13 protein-coding genes are annotated in these 18,883 nt (G+C 33.9%); 8 read left to right on the forward strand and 5 right to left on the reverse strand.

Features of this window, described 5'->3' with window-relative positions:
• Positions 1-156: 156 nt before the first annotated feature.
• Positions 157-420 carry a hypothetical protein gene (locus QZ657_RS07330; RefSeq protein WP_276470604.1) on the reverse strand — a complete coding sequence of 88 codons (264 nt, stop codon included), beginning with the start codon at positions 418-420 and terminating at the stop codon, positions 157-159.
• Between the two features lie 248 nt (positions 421-668).
• The gene (locus QZ657_RS07335; RefSeq protein WP_276470603.1) at positions 669-2,525 is read right to left on the reverse strand and encodes a cation:proton antiporter; all 1,857 of its coding nucleotides are present in this window, start codon (positions 2,523-2,525) and stop codon (positions 669-671) included.
• A gap of 609 nt (positions 2,526-3,134) precedes the next feature.
• On the opposite strand from QZ657_RS07335, the gene QZ657_RS07340 reads away from it, so the two are divergent.
• From QZ657_RS07340 to QZ657_RS07370, 7 genes are all read left to right on the forward strand, one after another.
• Entirely contained in the window at positions 3,135-7,346 is a 4,212-nt protein-coding gene (locus QZ657_RS07340) for a PAS domain S-box protein (protein WP_291965936.1), read from the forward strand.
• Positions 7,330-7,749 (forward strand): response regulator, encoded by a 420-nt coding sequence (locus QZ657_RS07345; RefSeq protein WP_291965938.1) that lies wholly within the window; start codon positions 7,330-7,332, stop codon positions 7,747-7,749. The genes QZ657_RS07340 and QZ657_RS07345 overlap by 17 nt, the downstream gene beginning before the upstream one ends.
• Before the next feature lie 156 nt (positions 7,750-7,905).
• Complete coding sequence (locus QZ657_RS07350) at positions 7,906-8,766, forward strand: MBL fold metallo-hydrolase (RefSeq protein ID WP_291965940.1); 861 nt, start codon at positions 7,906-7,908, stop codon at positions 8,764-8,766.
• A gap of 44 nt (positions 8,767-8,810) precedes the next feature.
• Positions 8,811-10,460, forward strand: coding sequence for a S8 family peptidase (locus tag QZ657_RS07355; protein WP_291965942.1), 1,650 nt, complete (start codon positions 8,811-8,813; stop codon positions 10,458-10,460).
• A 17-nt stretch (positions 10,461-10,477) separates the two neighbouring features.
• Positions 10,478-12,331, forward strand: a complete 1,854-nt coding sequence (locus QZ657_RS07360) for a M1 family metallopeptidase (RefSeq protein ID WP_291965944.1) — start codon at positions 10,478-10,480, stop codon at positions 12,329-12,331.
• A 73-nt stretch (positions 12,332-12,404) separates the two neighbouring features.
• Entirely contained in the window at positions 12,405-12,788 is a 384-nt protein-coding gene (gene rnpA / locus QZ657_RS07365) for a ribonuclease P protein component (protein ID WP_291965946.1), read from the forward strand.
• Positions 12,769-14,397 carry a S41 family peptidase gene (locus QZ657_RS07370; protein WP_291965947.1) on the forward strand — a complete coding sequence of 543 codons (1,629 nt, stop codon included), beginning with the start codon at positions 12,769-12,771 and terminating at the stop codon, positions 14,395-14,397. Before rnpA ends, QZ657_RS07370 begins: the two co-directional genes overlap by 20 nt.
• Before the next feature lie 2 nt (positions 14,398-14,399).
• Here QZ657_RS07370 and QZ657_RS07375 read toward each other — a convergent pair whose 3' ends face one another.
• From QZ657_RS07375 to QZ657_RS07385, 3 genes are all read right to left on the reverse strand, one after another.
• Entirely contained in the window at positions 14,400-15,260 is an 861-nt protein-coding gene (locus QZ657_RS07375) for a DUF1080 domain-containing protein (protein ID WP_291965950.1), read from the reverse strand.
• Positions 15,261-15,652: 392 nt separating this feature from the next.
• On the reverse strand, positions 15,653-16,282 hold the full coding sequence (locus QZ657_RS07380) for a hypothetical protein (RefSeq protein WP_291965952.1): 630 nt from the start codon (positions 16,280-16,282) through the stop codon (positions 15,653-15,655).
• A 102-nt stretch (positions 16,283-16,384) separates the two neighbouring features.
• Positions 16,385-17,578: a C40 family peptidase gene (locus QZ657_RS07385; RefSeq protein ID WP_291959738.1), complete on the reverse strand. Its 1,194-nt coding sequence runs from the start codon at positions 17,576-17,578 to the stop codon at positions 16,385-16,387.
• A gap of 56 nt (positions 17,579-17,634) precedes the next feature.
• Between QZ657_RS07385 and dcm the strand changes: the two genes are divergently transcribed.
• Positions 17,635-18,864: a DNA (cytosine-5-)-methyltransferase gene (gene dcm / locus QZ657_RS07390; protein WP_291959740.1), complete on the forward strand. Its 1,230-nt coding sequence runs from the start codon at positions 17,635-17,637 to the stop codon at positions 18,862-18,864.
• The last annotated feature ends 19 nt before the right edge of the window (positions 18,865-18,883 follow it).

Here is an 18,883-nt window from a genome sequence, read left to right on the forward strand (position 1 = left end):
CGCAAAACTATAGTCCGGGTACTCTTTTATATAATAGATTCTGCCCAATTGGGATAAAAAAGGGATGAGTTGGGTTTATTTCTTAGAAAATTGTTTCCAAAATAAAAAAGTCTTACATATAACATGTAAGACTTTTAAAATAATCTAATTGATATTTTAGAAATCCGAAAGGAGATTCAAAGCTTCGCAAGTTGCGTCTACTACTTGTTGTGGAGACATCCCGTCTAAATCAGATTCATCTAACGTTCCGGCGCTCTCTCCGCCAACGGATAAATCATAAGTTCCGTCGCCATTATCGCAAATTTCAACTTTTTGGTCTGCAGCACTACATGATTTACATCCATTATCATCGTCATCTTTTGAACAACTCGTGAAAGTAACTGTAGCTGCTAAGGCTAAAAATAAAATTGATTTTTTCATAAAAACATTTGGTTTTGGTTGGTTTTTCTTACTCCTTAACGAAATGATTTTAAATAATATTGTCAGAATTTTTTACACGCTTAAAACTTCTATTACAGATAAATTAAAAAAAGTCTTATAAATATGGAGCTCAGAGAAAATAATACTTACTTAATTTTGATGACTTTTTTTAAAGCTGCTGTATAAAATTTTGTTAGACACTAATTTTGAAGATCATTATTTTTAATAGAAACCTAGTTGATGAAACTTTAATTCTGTTTTGCCTCTTCTTTGTCTGGGTCTTCATTAGGAAACATTTTGCCCAAATACGCAAGTTTATAACCCTTCTTAATATCTGTAAACTCTTTACTAAATGCGGTAATAATATGAATATTGCCTTCTGGGTCCAATAAAAATAAAGGAACAATATCTGCATCTGCTTTGGTAATCTCGATCAAGCCTTCATAATGTTCGGTATCATGAAGTTCAATTTCATGAATTGCAGGGAATTTTCTAGCAGCTTCCGTCAACTTAATAAAATCATCTGTGTGCGAAAACAGTCCTTCTTTTGGATTATTCTCTGGATCAGACATTTCATCCGCATCTACCAACCTAAAGGACCCGTTCTCCCCAAATGCGTCTTGAAACTTATCTATGGCATACTTGTTTATGTCTGAGTTTGCGGTCAATGCCATTAAATATCCAATATCGTTCAATTCAATATTATCGGTCAAATTATCTGAATATATGTTTGCAGAAATTGCCTCTAACCCCAGCTTTTCGGCCTTGTCAATATTAGATTGGTTATTGTCAATAAGCACAACATGCCTGTCATTCTTATGTAAATATTCACCAATTAAACGCGATACTTTTGATGCTCCTAAAATTAAAATTCCTTCAGATTTATTTAAAAATACACCTATTAACTTAGCGAAAACCCTAGCCGTTGTAGCATTTAAAAGTACAGTACCAAGTACAATCATAAACACCAAAGGAGTTATATACTCTGCTCCTGCTTCTCCTTTAGAAAGTAGTTTGGACCCAAATAAGGACGCTATACCGGCAGCAACAATACCTCTAGGACCCACCCAACTAATAAAAAGCTTTTCATTAAACTTTAAATTAGACCCAATAGAGCTTAAAAAGACTCCAAGTGGTCTAATAATCAATACAATAGCCAAGAACAGCGCTATCGTTTTCCATGTAAATATTAATTCTAGATCAGAAATATCAATGTTGGCAGCCAGTAGAATAAATAAGATGGATATCAATAAAATACTTAAAGATTCCTTGAAATAAAGTAACTCTTTAATGTTAGGTAAATTGGTGTTACCCATTACCATACCCATAACAACTACTGCCAATAAGCCAGATTCGTGTGCAAAAACATCCGACATTACAAAAACTCCCAATACTACGGAAAGTGACACTACATTTAATAAATAATGTGGTATAAAGTTCTTTTTGATTAAAAAGGTAAGGGCATGTGCAAAGGTAAATCCGAATGTAAAACCAAATAACAGAATTTTAGCAAACTCGATCAATGCGGTCATGGTATAGGCTTGACCTTCACCAACACTAATAAACTCATAGACCAATACTGCCGCCAAGGCACCAATGGGATCAATCAAGATTCCCTCCCATTTTAAAATTGCCGAAACATCTTTTTTAAGAGGTATGTTTCTTAATATAGGGGTAATTACCGTTGGTCCTGTTACAATGATCAAAGCAGAAAACAAAAAACATAGTTGCCAAGAGAGTCCAAATAAAAAGTAGGCTGCCAATGCCGCACCAAAGAATGTGGTTAAACTACCTAGAGTAATCAATTTAGTTATCACCGGACCAATATTTTTTATCTCCGATCGCTTAAGTGTAAGTCCGCCTTCAAATAAAATTATACTAATGGCCAGCGATACAAAATAATACAATCCTTCACCAGGAAAAAGACCTTTATCTCCGTTCCAAATTGGCTCTATAATTTTTGATCCGTCTTCAGTATACAATGTTGACAAAGGCCCAACGATTAAACCAATAAGAATTAATGGTAAAATAGCCGGTAGTTTTAAGCGCCAAGCCACCCATTGAGCAAGTATTCCTAAAATGATTATTCCAGCAAGCTCTAGCATTTGATTGATTTTGGATAAAAATAACAATTAAACGCCACTATATAACATAAAAACCAAGTGAACATCTTATTTTAAATGCAAGGTTCAATTGGCAAATTTCACTTAATAATAGTATACTTAAATAGTTGAACGCATTTATTGGAACCGGCTACTTAACAAATTACATGAGTAAGTTTATATTTCTATCCCTACATTACAGTCAACCTAACAGTTTCTGCCATTATTCCAAAAAAACTATTGATACCTCTCTTATAAGTAAAATTATAGCTTGGTTTATAAATTAACCACATAAACCTATCTGTTAAAAGGCATATGTTCAACGATATTTTGTTTTAGTTAAATGTCTAAAACAAATCAAAATAGGGGCTTTTAACAAGATCTAGTTAAACACTTTGAGCCATATTGAATGAAAAAGAGTAAATTAATTCCGGTAGAAAACTAAAAACATAACTGATAAAAGGCTTACATATTGAAGTTAAATCTTACAAAATATAGAAAAAAATACTATTGTAAGCATGACTTTTTTAACTTCGTATTACCCTCATGGCATAAGCTATTACTATTTATATAGTAGTTTTTAGTATAATTATATAATCCTTACCAACAAAAATGTCTGAAACCTTTAAATGGTCCATCTTAAAAAACCCTTTATTACACGGTTTTTTGGCATTTTTACTTGTTTTGATCATTACCCAGTTTATTGCTTTTCAGAAATACCAGCTTTATCAACAAACAGAACAGCAAGAAATAGAGAATAGGGTATCAAGCCTAAAAATCGATTTACAAAATATCTTAGGTCAAAGCTATAATGCTACACAAACGCTTGCATTTATTGTTGATCATTATGGTATACCAGATGATTTTGATAGCATTGCACAACTACTATTAAACAACAACAATAGTATTGATGCCCTTGAGCTTGTAAATGAAAAAGGTATAATTACCCATGTACACCCTTTAGAAGGAAACGAGGTCATTGGCATGAATATCCTAAATGACCCAGACAATAAATTTGGTGCCAAAATTACCCTAGAAAGAAAAGATTATTACACCGCCGGACCTATTTACCTTAAACAAGGTGGTTCTGGCATAATTGGTAGAAGACCCTTATATAAAAATGGAGATTTCAATGGTTTTGTAGCCGCTGTAGTACGCCTATCTACAGTCATCAATGCAGTTCAATTAGACAGTACCAACAATGAAAAATTCTCTTATAAATTAGTAAAAATCAATGCAGATAATACTGAAGAAACGTTTTACGCTTCTAAAAACATATCTAAAGAAAGCGCAACCACCTTACCACTAACCACTAGTCAAGGAGAATGGAAACTGTATGTCTACTTGGACAGTAATAAAATGAACTCTTCTACCATGCTTTTTTCATTATTGGGCATGTTACTCTCTATAGTATGTGGTATTCTTTCTTGGTCCCTAATGCGGCAACCAGCAAAATTAAAAAGAATAGTAGAAGAAAAAACAGCACTTTTAAAAGATAGTAAGGAGCGATATAAATCATTAATAGACGGGGCTTCTGACGGTATATTTTTAAATGATTTTCGGGGAAACATCTTAGATGTAAATCCTTATGGAATTAAAATGTTCGGCTATTCAAAAGTTGAGTTGTTGAACATTAATATAACAGACCTGACCATTGATGAGGAAACAACAAAACGATCAGTTAACTATGCTGAATTGCGAAAAGGGAAAACTATACGTTCAGAACAAAAATTAATAAAAAAGAACGGCACTATTTTTTACGGAGAAGTCAGTGCTAAAATGCTTGACAATACTACTATTATGGGTATTGTTAGGGATATTACAGAAAGAAAACAATTAGAGCTGGCGGCAGAAGAAAACTTAGTTAAGTTCAGTAAGGCATATAACAACCGCTTTGTAGGTATGGTCATAAAAGATCATAATAATCGTTTTGTTGACGCTAATTCTTATTTTCTAGATTTAATAGGATATTCTTTAGAAGAGATTAAGGGCAAATCTATATTAGAACTTGGTTTAATAGATTTTAGCGAAAATTTAAATGCCGACCCTGATATTCTTGCATTGAACGATTCTCAAAAAATAGAAAAATTAGAGGTTGATTTTATAGCTAAAAATGGTAGTATTCTACATTTACTACTATCAAAAGAGCCTTATGAATATTTAGGCGAAAACTATAGTTTAAGTACTTACGTTAACCAGACCGAAGCAAAGAAAACCGATGAAGAAAGGCAACGCTTAATCTCAATAATTGAAAATAGTCCAGGTTTTATTGGTCTTGCAACGCTATCCGGTGATCCATTGTATTTAAATGATGCTGGAAAAAAAATGGTTGAATTGCCCTGTGATTTTGATGTGAACAATTCAAAAATGTTCGATTTTTTTGAAGACAGTTACAAAAGTGTCATAATCAACGAGCATTTACCCACCATAATGAAAACAGGATTATGGACAGGAGAAGTACCACTTAAAAATTTTAAGACCAATAAAATAATTCCTTTAGAATTTTCTGGTTTTCTCATTAAGGACAAAACAACGAACAAACCTATAGCTATTGGGTCTGTAGGCTTTGACCTAACCGAGCGAAAGCAAAATCAAAAAGAAATTCTTGAACTACAAAGCAAGATGGATGCGGCAATACGCATTGGTAAAATTGGCTATTGGGATTTTGATATTGAATCGGCAACTTTTAATTGTTCTCCTCTCATGTACTCTATATACGAGATGGATGAAAGTACAATTTTAACTATATCGTATTTAGAAAGTATCATCCATCCAGACGACCTAGAATTACATAGAAAAAAAGTATATGACATTGTTAAAAATAAAATTAACCATGCCTTTACCTATAGGATCATAGTAAATGGTAAGGTCAAATATTTAATGGTAGAGGTAGAGGTGATCAGGGAACCTGAAAATTTAGCTATAAAATATAGAGGTACGGTAATAGATATTACAAAAGAAAAAGAAGCTGATATTGAAATTTTAGATTTAAAGAATAAAATGGAAATAGCCATGCGGATCGGTAAAATTGGTTATTGGGATTATGATTTTAGCACTAAAATTCTTTACTGGTCACCTAGACTATATTCTATTTATGATGTAGACCCAGCAACCGAAATAACTTTACCTTTTGTAGAAAGTCTAATGCATCCAGATGATCTGGAAAGTCATAGGGAGCTTTTAAGTAGCGTAACAGAAGATGTTGATACGTATTCGTTAAATTATAGAATAATTTTAAAAGATGGATCTATAAAGCATATTATAGCCGAAATGGAGGTCTTAAGAAACGAAGATAAATCTCCAAATAAGTATAGAGGTACTATTATAGATATTACAAAGCAAAAAGAAGCAGATTTTGAAATTCTAGACCTACAAGCTAAAATGAATGCGGCCATTAGAATTGGAAATATTGGTTATTGGCATTGGGATATGACCGGCAATATAGTAGAATGGTCTAAAGAAATGTATGCTATGCACGGCATTGACCCTAAAACAAAAATGACTCCAGATTTGGTAAGGGAAATTATATATGAAAAAGATGTAATTGTTTTAGACAAGAAACTGGCAAAGAAAAAAGGAAAAGGAGATGCGGTACCAAGTAATTATAGAATTCAACTAAAAGACAACTCATTTAAGTATTTCTTGGCCTTTTCAGAAATAGTCTATGATACTAATGGTGAACCTCTTATTTACCATGGTACTTCTATGGATATAACCAAGAACGTTCTATCTGAACTAGCACTTAAAGAAAGTCAGGAAAAATTTTCAAAGGCCTTTCAAACAAACCTTATGGGTATGCTAATTTTAGATGAAGAAAGAAGAGTGGTCGATGCCAATGAAATGGTTTATGCCATACTTAATACTACCAAGAAAAAATTACTGGGTAAGACCGTTATAGATTCTAAAGAAATTTTTATTGACGAAGTAGAGCGTGAAAGACTTTGGAAAAAACTAAAAGAAGAAGGTGAAATAGTAAACCAAGAATATAAAATAAGACTTAAAAATGGTGTAAAGAAAACACTGTTAATGTCTATAAAACCCTTGCATTTAAAAAGTAAGGTCAGTTATCTCGTCAATATCTATGATGACTCTAAGAGAAAAGAGGCCGAAAATAGTTTAGAGACACAATTTCATGAACTACAGAAAACCAATTCAGAATTGGACAGTTTTGTTTATAGTGCTTCACACGAGTTAAGAGCTCCATTATCTTCGGTCTTAGGATTGATACAATTAATTCAAATGGAAGATATCAACCCAAAACTATATGAACATTTAAACATGATGGAAAAATCTATTGAAAGATTAGATGATTTTATCAAAGACATCATTGAATATTCTAGAAATAAACATATTGCCCTTAGACTAGAACCTATAAATTTTACTACTTTAATAGAACATTCCATAGAAAGTTTGTGGTACTTAGAAAATACCCACAAAATAAATATTGAAATTAATGTGGACGATAAGTTCAATTTTATCTCAGATAGTAAGAGAATTTCAGTTTTATTGAATAATTTTATATCTAATGCCATCAAGTACCATGATGTTAATAAAGATAATGCAGCTATTTGGATCAATGTGAAAACCACCAAAAAAGAGGCAATCTTAATTATAAAAGATAATGGTGTAGGTATGGCAGAAGATCAATTGGAAAAAATATTTGAAATGTTCTATAGGGTATCTTCTAAGGTAATGGGTTCTGGTATAGGGCTTTTTATAGTTAAAGAAGTACTTTCTAAATTGAAAGGAACAATAAATGTACAATCAAAAATAGGTGACGGATCAACGTTTACTTTAAAAATACCAAATGAAGCAGGTAAATAACAGTATGGCTAATAATATTAATATTTTATTGATTGACGATTCAGATGTGGACAACTTTATTAATAAAGCCATAATTTCAAAAGAAGATAATATTTCTGAAATTACGACCATGACCTCAGGGTCTGAAGCGTTGGCCTATTTAAAAAATATTATTGAAAATGATGAAACTTACCCAGATGTGATATTTTTGGATATTAAAATGCCCGGTATGAGCGGATTTGAATTTTTAGATGAATATATAAATTTATCAGACTCGCTTACCAACCATTGTAAAGTATATATCTTAAGTTCTTCGTTAGATAATTTAGATTCTGAAAAAGGAAAAGAATATGCTGTTGTCAAAAAACATTTGACCAAACCTTTGGCACATCATATTATTGGAGATTTAATAAATGAAGATTAGTTTTTTAGCATAAGTACCATTGATGAGATAGGCTACTATTGGGTAATTTGATAATCTCGCTACTACAACATGATTAAGTCTTATTATCTAGCGGTTAAATGATAATACTTTCTTAATATTCCCAAGATTACCCTCACTTTTATTATTTTGCCCTTTATGAAAATTTATCCTGTTGAAACCGGTAATTTTAAATTGGATGGTGGTGCCATGTTCGGCGTAGTACCTAAAACCATTTGGCAAAGAACTAACCCGGCAGACGATAATAATCTAATTGATATTGCCGCAAGAAGCCTTCTAATAGAAGATGGCGATAGGTTGATTTTGGTAGATACCGGCATGGGCAATAAACAGTCTGAACGGTTTTTTGGCTATTACTACCGCTGGGGAGATTTTAGCATAGATTCTTCTTTAAAAAAGCATGGTTTTCATAGAGATGATATAACGGATGTTTTTTTAACACACCTACATTTTGATCATGTTGGTGGGGCCATTCAATGGAACAAGGACAGAACAGGTTATGAACCCGCATTTAAAAACGCTAAGTTCTGGACCAATGAAAAACATTGGAAATGGGCAACAAAACCAAACCCAAGAGAAAAAGCATCTTTCTTGACAGAGAATTTAATACCAATTCAGGAAAGTGGCCAACTATCATTTATAGATTTTGAGGATGATAATTTTCTCAAAAATAGTCCCTTAGGTTTTGATATTCGTTTTATAGACGGCCATACGGAGAAACAAATGCTGCCACAATTTTCATATCAGGGCAGGACTATAGCTTATATGGCAGATTTGATACCAACCGTTGGCCATATTCCCCTGCCTTATGTTATGGGTTATGATACTAGGCCATTATTGACAATGTCAGAAAAAGAACTATTCTTGAACGAAGCTGCGGACAATAATTACTATCTGTTCTTTGAACATGATGCGCATAACCAACTTTGTACCTTAAAATACACTGATAGAGGTGTTCGTTTAGATAAAATATACACTTTTAACGAACTCTTCAATTAATTTTACATTATAAACAAGAAACATTAACTAACAGTTGCCATTATATGACAAATTCATATTTTAAATCAATTTTTGCCCTTTCTATTGCCGCAATATTGACAGGATGCGGAAGTACTAAAACAGCAGGAGGAAGCGGATTAATTCTTACTCCTGTAGAAAACATAGATGCTACTCCTTTAAAAATTTCTGACCTCACCACCAGTGAAAAAAACAACTGGGGGCATTTAGATCTTGTTGCGGATACCATACCGGGTATGAGTGTTGATAAAGCGTATAACGAAATCATCAAGAACAAAAAAGGAACCAAAACGATCGTTGCCGTTCTTGATTCCGGTATCGATTTAAAACATGAAGACCTTGTAAACGTATTATGGACCAATACAAAAGAAAAAGCGGGTAATGGTATTGACGATGATGGCAATGGCTTTATTGACGATATACACGGTTATAATTTCTTGGGCGAGTCTTATAACGAGCAGTTAGAATATGTTCGTATGCTTCGTTTAAACATTGGTGACGCTGCTACTTTAGCAAAGGCTAAAACCAAACTTGACTCTAAATATAACGAAGCTCTTCAAGGTAAAGAGCAATATGAATCTATATACCAAGCCGTAAAAAATGCAGATGCAGATGTAAAGAAGTATTTAAATAAAGATACCTATACCAAAAAAGATTTAGCCGGTATAAATGCTACAGATGAAACTATGCAACGTAATGTTGCCATTCTAAATCAAATGTTCGGTATAAAAGATTCTATACCCGAAGTTCTTGATGAATTGAACAATGGTATCAAATATTATACTGAGCAACTTAACTACAACCTAAACAAAGATTTTAATGGCCGTGAGAGCGTAGGTGATGACCCTTATGATATTACTGATGTAGATTATGGCAATGGCAACCCTAATAACAGGCTAGATGATGAAAGTCATGGTACACATGTAGCCGGTATTATAGGTGCTGAACGTAACAACGGTAAAGGGGTTAACGGTGTTGCCAATAATGTAGCTATCATGAGTATTAGGGCCGTACCTAACGGTGATGAGTATGATAAGGATATTGCTAGAGGTATAAGATATGCCGTTGACAATGGTGCACGTATTATAAACGGTAGTTTTGGCAAGTCTTTTTCCCCTAATGCGCAATGGGTTTATGATGCCATAAAATATGCTGCAGATAATAACGTGCTTTTTGTACATGCTGCCGGTAACGATGGTGCAGATCTTGACAATCCTATCAATTCTAATTTTCCTAATGACCAAGTCAACAATGGACCTGAAATTGCGGATAACGTAATTACCGTAGGTGCTTTAAACCCTAAATATGGTTCAGAGCTTGTAGCTAGCTATTCTAACTATGGTAAAATAAATGTCGATATTTTTGCTCCTGGTACAGATATCTATTCTACATACCCAAACAATGAGTATGAATATTCTCCAGGTACTTCAATGGCCGCACCCGGGGTTGCCGGGGTTGCCGCGTTGGTAATGTCCCAATATCCAAAACTAACTGCTGCACAAGTAAAAAAGATCATATTACAGTCTGGTTTACCTATTAAGACCAAAGTAGTATTGGGTAAGAATACGGGCAAAAGCGGTTCTTTAGATGAAATCTCTACTTCTGGTAAAATAGCTAATGCTTACAATGCCTTGGTAATGGCCAGTAAAGTGGCTGCAGGGCAGATCAAACTTTAATTATATATATCTCTAAGATGACTAAATCACTTTTCACCTTTTTTACGGCAATTTTCTCTATAGGATTATTGGCCCAAAACAAGACCGATTATTGGCAACAACATGTTGATTATACCATGGCGGTCAATATGGATGTCGAAACTTTTCAATATACAGGTACCCAAACTTTAGTATATACCAATAACTCTCCAGATGAGCTTAAAAGAGTGTATTTCCATTTGTATTTCAATGCTTTTCAACCTGGTAGTGAAATGGATATTCGTCTACAGAACATTGCCGATCCAGATGATAGAATGACGACGCCCGATAAGAAAAGTAGAATTGCTTCACTTACGGAAAGCGAACAAGGCTACTTACATGCAATCTCTTTAACACAAGATGGCAGCAAAGTTTCCTTTTCTGAAGAAGGTACAGTGTTGGTTGTTGATTTAGCCAAACCGATAGCTTCTGGTGCAAAATCTACCTTTAACATGGAATTCAAAGGTCAAGTGCCTTTACAGATTAGACGTTCAGGTAGAAATAGTGAAGAAGGAGTCGCTTTATCAATGAGCCAATGGTATCCAAAATTGGCGGAATATGATTTTGAAGGTTGGCATGCCGATCCGTATATAGCTAGAGAGTTTCAAGGTGTATGGGGAGATTTTGATGTAAAATTGACCATTGATAAAGAATATACCGTTGGGGGAACCGGTTATTTACAAAATGCCGATGAAATAGGGCATGGGTACGAAACTCCCGGTACAAAAATTAAAAAACAAAAAGGTAAGACCTTAACGTGGCACTTTAAAGCTCCAATGGTACATGACTTCATGTGGGCGGCAGATCCAGATTATATACATGACGTTCAACAAGTGCCTAATGGTCCTGTTTTACATTTCTTATATAAGGATGATCCTAAAATTTTAGAGAACTGGAAGAATCTTCAGCCTAAGACTATTGAGGCAATGGAGTTTTTCAGTAATAATATAGGTAAATATCCTTATGACCAATACTCTGTTATACAAGGTGGTGACGGCGGTATGGAGTATGCAATGTCTACTTTAATAACAGGTAATCGTAAATTTGGAAGTTTGGTAGGTGTAATGGCTCATGAACTTGCACATTCATGGTTTCAACATATATTGGCAACAAATGAAAGCAAGCATGAATGGATGGATGAAGGTTTTACTTCGTTTATATCTAAACTTTGTATGACCGAAATAATGGATTTTGATAAGGAAAATCCGTTCGAGAGTACTTACAAAGGTTATAGAAACTTGGCTTTGTCCGGCAAAGAACAACCACAAACAACACATGCCGATCGTTATGCACTTAATTTTGCATATGGTATTTCTGCATACAGTAAGGGATCTATTTTTCTTTCTCAACTAGGTTATGTAATCGGTCAAGATAAATTGATGCAAACGATCCGTACCTATTACGATGAATTTAAATTTAAACATCCTGTACCAAACGATGTTAAACGTGTTGCAGAAAAAATATCCGGCATTGAACTAGATTGGTATTTAACAGATTGGACACAAACTACCAATACCATTGACTATGGTATTAAAGAAGTTTCTACAACGGAAAACAGTACAAAGGTAACCTTAGAGCGTGTTGGTCTAATGCCAATGCCGCTAGATATTCTAGTAGTGTATAATGATGGCAGCAAAGAAACTTTTTATGCGCCATTAAGAATAATGCGCGGTGAAAAAGAGAACCCTTATGAAGGTATTGAAAGAACTGTACTAGAAGATTGGCCATGGGCCTACCCAACCTATGATTTTGAAATTAATAAACCAATGTCTTCAATACAAGCAATTGTTATAGACCCTTCTCAACTAATGGCAGATGTTAATTTAGAGAACAATGTTTGGCAAGCAGAGTAATTTCTTTTGCTAAAATTTAAGATATTTATGCCCCCATCTTGGGGGCTGATTATTTTTAATAATTTCTTTTATAATGGATCGATCCTTCGGAAAAAAGGAAAAACTGAAAAGTAAAATACTCATTACCCAATTGTTTGAAGAGGGTAGGGGTATTTCCGTTTATCCGTTGAAATTGATTTATCTATCCTTAGAAAAAAAAGAAGCACATATTAAAACTGCAGTAACGGTATCTAAGCGAAATTTTAAAAGTGCCGTAGACAGAAACCATATTAAACGTTTACTAAGAGAGTCTTATAGACTCAATAAAGCACTGGTTTTTAACAATACAGATGCTAACTTTGCGTTTCTATTTTTATACCTTGGTAAGGATATGCCCACCTTTGAGCAGTTAGATCATAAAATGAAGCTCGTTTTAAACAAGTTTAAGCTACAGATTGATGAAAAAAATAGTAAGTAGAAAAATACTAGTACCCATAATTGCCGTCGCTTTTCTTTTTGTAGGAAGTAGTTATAAAAGCGATTTTTTTGAAATAGCTAAACAAATTGAAATCTTTACCACTCTGTTCAAAGAATTGAACATGAACTATGTGGATGAAACCAACCCGGCAGAATTAATGGATACCGCCATTAAAAACATGCTGAACGAGCTAGATCCTTATACTAAATTTTTAAATGAACAAGATGTTGAAACATACCGTATAAACAACGCCGGTGAATACTCCGGTATTGGTGCCATGGTACGTTCTTTTGATGATAAATTGTTAATTATAGAACCGCACCAAGGATACCCCGCAGATAAAGCAGGATTAAAGGCCGGTGATGAAATAATTCAAATAGGAGATATCAAAGTAGCCGATTTTGAAGATAATGCAAGTGAGCTTTTAAAAGGAGCTAACGGATCTACTATTAATGTTACCTATAAAAGACAAGGTAAAATAAACACTACAAGTATAACACGAGAAGGTATTGAAGTAGATGCGGTACCATTCTTTAAAATGATAGATAACAAAACCGGTTATATCGTTTTAGCAAAATTCAATGCAAAAGCAACCGAACAGACAAAATCCGCTTTATTAGATTTAAAGGGAAAGGGTGCTGAAAAAATCATTTTGGACCTAAGAGGCAACCCTGGTGGTTTATTATCCGAAGCTATTAACGTTACCAACTTATTCGTCCCAAAAGGAGAATTGGTAGTAACTACAAAATCAAAGGTCAAAAAATTCAACAGAGAATACCATACCAACAACCAACCTGTAGACGAAGAAATTCCGTTAGTGGTTTTGGTAAACGGTAGTAGTGCTTCTGCCAGTGAAATAGTTTCAGGTAGTTTACAAGATTTGGATAGAGCAGTGATCATGGGCGCCAGAAGTTTTGGAAAAGGCCTGGTACAACGCCCTCTTAAACTAACGTACGGTACACAGTTAAAGGTTACTATTTCTAGATACTATACCTCTTCCGGTCGTTGTATACAATCTTTAGATTATTGGAACAGAGATGAAAGCGGTAAAGCGGTACGTAATAACACCTTCAATGATTTTACGACCCGTAATGGTAGAAAAGTACAAGATGGTGGTGGTATTCTACCAGATATTGAAATAGCAACTTCTAAAACTAATGACCTTACATTGGCTTTACTTCAAAACAATATTATTTTTGATTATGCAACCAACTATCATTATACCCACAAATATGACAATGTTGCCGAGTTCAATTTTACAGATGCCGATTTTAGCGCTTTTAAAAATTATGTAAAACAAAGTAACTTCTCTTTTGAGACCAAAGCGGAAGAAGCAATTAAAAAGGCGCTCTCAGGCGATGAAAACGACTTTTTAGGCCCAGATGTCAAGGATAGTTACAAAACGTTGTTAGCCAACATTGAAAAGGGCAAACTAAATGCATTGGACAAATACCAAAGCGAAATTCAAAAGAATTTAGAAGATGAAATAGTAAAGCGCTATTTTTATAGAGATGGCCTGTACCAATATTACTTGAATAATGACGAAGCTATTTTAGCAGCTACAGAACTATTGGGCAATAACTCAAAATATAAAGCTATTTTGAAATAGGACTACTGATAATTACACGCTTTTCTATCTGAAATTTCATAGTACTTCTTATAGTTCAATGCCCTGGGGTCCGTACATCCTTTTAAGTTGCGTATTTCAATGTTCTTAAAATCAATAGGTTGACCTTCGCTTTGCAAAGCTATAAATCCTTCTTTCAAGAGTTTACCATCTTCTTTCATCTTAGGATCGTAACCGTTTGCAACACCGCCCCCTATTTGTGGTTTTGTGTATTCCAATACTGTTTTACCATTGATTATATGTTTAACCAATGAATCATGATATACCATTAATTCTGCCGTTACCCATTGATTTCCGTAATACGTATCTGATGTTGATTTAATGCAATGTCTAGGGTCTATTTTACCTTCATAAACCACATCTGTACCTGGTGAGCACATATTACCTGTTGGTCGATCTACACCTTCTTCAACCCCTGCTAAAAATTGTATTTCTACACTTATAGGCCAATCTTGTTCTTTTAACATGGTTTGCGGATCCTGTGAATGAAACATGACACCACTATTCAAAATAGTATATTCAGGTGCACCTTCATATAATTCACCTACAAATCTATACTGTACCTTAAAATGAAAATCTGAAAAAGGCTTATCATAATATAAATGCGAAAATCTATTATTAAAATCTCCCTCATATTTATCATATCTTACCTTGATCATTTCATCTTCTGCCCTAAAGGTATCCGCATAGTTATCACCAACCTCATAATGGTACACTTTGGTAGTCCATCCACTTAAATCATTTCCATTGAACATGGTTTCCCAACCATCGTCCGTTATTTGCGAGGTAAGTAATCCGCATCCAAATAAAAATAAAAGTGAAGTTCCTAATAGTTGAGTTTTCATGTTGATGTGTAGTTGATTCTTTTAATGTGAGCATTAATAAAATATATATACTTCTAAATATACTTAATGTTTACATACGTTAAGTACTATCTATAAAGAAACAACTTCAACTATAAGCTGAACATTAACTTGAATTATGGCAATTAAATGCCAATTCTATAAACGATTTTTAAAAAAAACTTTGACTAAAATGCTATAGTATATATGAAATCAGATAATCAATTCAATTAAAATTAAGGCTTATGGAAAACTGACGGAAGATAAAAATTTGTATATATTGTGTTAAAACGAATTAGTATAATACAGGTCATATAACCTATACACATGAACCAAATTTCTCGATTAAATTAGGATAAAAGGGCGTTTATTTATCAAAGTAATTTTAAACATTCCTATTTCTTTAGTATTACTACCTGCTGATCATTACATTGTAGATTGTAAAAGTTTACAATGTCCCTAACATGCTTTTTCTTGAATTCTTTACTTTGAATTTTTTCTACCAAAACGGGGCAATCGGAAAAATAGGTAGAGGCTGCATTTTTAAAATTTTTACTAAAAAGTTGATTAGATCCAAGGTGCGTAATTTCTCCGTTCAAACCTCTTCTAACATAAAGGTTTTTTATATCGTAGTAAGTACCATGCGCCATATTCATTTGCCCATTGGCACCACCCACGAACATTGGCGAAGAATATCCAGTTTGTTCAAGAATATATAAGTTGACCATACCTATCTCTAGTTCCCTTACAACATTGAAGTAGTCTTTCTTGGTTTCTAAATAAACATAGGTAGATGGTTCTTCCCTATCATTGATGACTACCTGCTCAAGTTCTTTAAAATGGAATTTTTTAGGTTTATCTCCCTTATTTTTTTTGAATTTTACTTGATTTCCGTTAATAAGTTTGGCTAAACCTTGAATTTTGTTTCCGTCCTTAAAATAAATTGTAGCTGCATCTTTTTGGGCAATAGCTATTGATGATCCTACAAAACAGCCGATTAAAACTAGAAGAGTGGTTTTTTTCATAGCACGTAATTGATAGATAACTATCATAAAACGGGCACAATTTTAGTATGTTATAATTTTTATCTTAAAATCGATGAAACACCTTTTAAGCAAATGAACGCCCTAATCTGTTATTGGCATAGTAATATTTAGATTCTGTAACAGTGGGTCTTCTTCATTCAACAAACGTTTTGTTCTTAAATATCTACCTACATTGAAGGCATCATAATTTGGTGCATCTTTATCTACACTACTTATGCGCACCATTTCAGATGAATGTATAAATTGATTATCGCCTATCCACATACCTACGTGTACCACTTTTTCTGATGTACTTTCTGTTGCCTTTCTTCCAAAAAACAACAAATCCCCTTTTTTCAATTTGCTAAAATCCGCAATAGAATCTATAGGTTTACCAGCGTGTACCTGTTGAGATGCATCGCGTGGTATTACCATACCGTTTAAATAATAAATAGTTTTTGTATAACCACTGCAGTCTACACCTTTTGTGGAGGTACCGCCCCATAAATAAGGCACACCCATTAATGTTTTTGAGGTTGCAACAAGTGAATCTGTATTAAAACTTAAATTTGAAAGCCAAGTGTTATATTCTTCTGCTTCGGTCTTTAAAATATATGACTGCCTGCCATCTGGAAATTCAACCTTATAAAATTCATCATCGCTGCTTACTAATTTTAATAAACTACCGGCAACAATATCTGAAGTTCTACCTTCTGCCTCTGTAGAATTAAAAGCATGCCCATAAGTATTAACGTAAATGATTTTATCTGCCATAATCCAATTTTTAATACTTTGTGTATTCATTAATTGAATTCCGCCTGGATCAACCCATGCCAAATACTTATCCGGTGTTTGTATAAGGTACCAATCCCCTTCTTTTTTCAAGACATTTACAACGGTACCTAAAGTTGCCTGTGTAGCCAGTTCTGCAGAATGTTTTGGGTTACTTCTAAGGTTGGCGGCAGAAATGTTTATAACTGCCTTGGTCATTCCTTCTAATTCCTCTGTAGGTAAAATTTTTATCTCATTGGTAACGCTAATTCCTTTTTCTTTTAAAATAGTATTTAACGTATCTATGGCTAACGGTAAATTTGTTTCACCTACCAATGTAAACCCAGACGGACCATCTAATACTTCTAAATTAAAAAGTGCCGTACGCTTATCTGGTGCAAATGTATTTTTTATGCTTTCAATTTCTTTTACCAATAATTTCTTTTCGTCTATATGCACACCACATGCCGTATTTAAAGCAATCAAAATCAATACAAAAGACCTCTTTAAAAATATTCCCTTCATCTGTAAAATAATTTCTAATAGTATTAGCCTTGTGAAATTATGTAATTTTATCGCAAATGAAGAAACTAAAGGTCATAGAACTTTTTGCGGGCGTAGGCGGATTTCGCTTGGGATTAGAGGATACCGAGAACTACGAGGTAGTTTGGAGCAACCAATATGAGCCTAGTACAAAAGCGCAGCACGCCTCTAAGGTCTATGAAGCTAGATTTGGTCCTAAAAATCACAGAAACGAAAATATTTCTGATGTACCGACCAAAGACATACCTGATGCCGATATTTTAGTAGGAGGTTTTCCTTGCCAAGATTATTCCGTGGCGGCCACACTAAACAATTCTAAGGGACTTATTGGTAAAAAGGGTGTTTTATGGTGGAGCATTCATAGAATTTTATCGGAAAAGAAAAATCCGCCTAAATACTTATTTCTTGAAAATGTAGATAGATTGTTAAAATCTCCATCAAACCAAAGAGGTAGAGATTTTGCCATCATGCTTAAAAGTTTAGATGACCTAGGCTATGCCGTAGAATGGAGAGTTATCAACGCTGCAGATTATGGTATGCCACAAAGACGTAGACGAATTTTTTTCTTAGGATACCATAAATCTACACCCTTATACAAACAATTTAAAAAGTCCAAAGCCGAAGATTGGATTTTTGAAAAAGGAACAATAACTACTGCATTTCCTATTACAAGTACTTCTTCTAAAATGATTTCTTTTGATATCACTGATGACCTTGTTACACTATCTGAGAATTTTAATCTAGGCGAAAAATTATCCCCATTTCAAAATACCGGTGTGTTCGTTAAAGGTAAAGTACATACTACTAAGACCGTAGCCAGCTATATTGGTAAAAGAACGGTATTGGCAGATGTTTTACAGAAAGGACAAATTCCCGAAGAATTTTACATTCCTGAAGAAGAACATGATAAATGGTATTATCTAAAAGGTGCCAAAAAAGAAACCCGTACCTCTAAATCTGGTTTTGCCTACCACTATAATGAAGGTAGCATGATTTTTCCTGATGCGCTAGATAATGCCTCAAGAACAATCATAACTGGTGAAGGCGGTAAGAGTGCATCACGATTTAAACATGTTATCAACACCAAAAAAGGGCTACGTAGATTAACTCCCATAGAACTGGAACGTTTAAATATGTTCCCTGATGATCATACTTTATTAGAAGGGATTTCCAATACCAAAAGAGCTTTTTTTATGGGCAATGCTTTAGTAATTGGTGTAGTTAAAAAAATAGGTGAGACGCTCTACGAAAAAATAAAATCGACCTAATTTAACTTTCTCTTCTATT

Origin of the sequence: Maribacter sp., from assembly GCA_020629415.1 — a bacterium.
GTDB classification, from domain to species: domain Bacteria; phylum Bacteroidota; class Bacteroidia; order Flavobacteriales; family Flavobacteriaceae; genus Maribacter; species Maribacter huludaoensis.

Bases quoted from the DNA above. Each gene is read 5' to 3' on its own strand.
- QZ657_RS07330 (WP_276470604.1), bottom strand. From the start codon at position 420: ATGAAAAAATCAATTTTATTTTTAGCCTTAGCAGCTACAGTTACTTTC.
- QZ657_RS07335 (WP_276470603.1), bottom strand. From the start codon at position 2,525: ATGCTAGAGCTTGCTGGAATAATCATTTTAGGAATACTTGCTCAATGG.
- QZ657_RS07340 (WP_291965936.1), top strand. From the start codon at position 3,135: ATGTCTGAAACCTTTAAATGGTCCATCTTAAAAAACCCTTTATTACAC.
- QZ657_RS07345 (WP_291965938.1), top strand. From the start codon at position 7,330: ATGAAGCAGGTAAATAACAGTATGGCTAATAATATTAATATTTTATTG.
- QZ657_RS07350 (WP_291965940.1), top strand. From the start codon at position 7,906: ATGAAAATTTATCCTGTTGAAACCGGTAATTTTAAATTGGATGGTGGT.
- QZ657_RS07355 (WP_291965942.1), top strand. From the start codon at position 8,811: ATGACAAATTCATATTTTAAATCAATTTTTGCCCTTTCTATTGCCGCA.
- QZ657_RS07360 (WP_291965944.1), top strand. From the start codon at position 10,478: ATGACTAAATCACTTTTCACCTTTTTTACGGCAATTTTCTCTATAGGA.
- rnpA (WP_291965946.1), top strand. From the start codon at position 12,405: ATGGATCGATCCTTCGGAAAAAAGGAAAAACTGAAAAGTAAAATACTC.
- QZ657_RS07370 (WP_291965947.1), top strand. From the start codon at position 12,769: ATGAAAAAAATAGTAAGTAGAAAAATACTAGTACCCATAATTGCCGTC.
- QZ657_RS07375 (WP_291965950.1), bottom strand. From the start codon at position 15,260: ATGAAAACTCAACTATTAGGAACTTCACTTTTATTTTTATTTGGATGC.
- QZ657_RS07380 (WP_291965952.1), bottom strand. From the start codon at position 16,282: ATGAAAAAAACCACTCTTCTAGTTTTAATCGGCTGTTTTGTAGGATCA.
- QZ657_RS07385 (WP_291959738.1), bottom strand. From the start codon at position 17,578: ATGAAGGGAATATTTTTAAAGAGGTCTTTTGTATTGATTTTGATTGCT.
- dcm (WP_291959740.1), top strand. From the start codon at position 17,635: ATGAAGAAACTAAAGGTCATAGAACTTTTTGCGGGCGTAGGCGGATTT.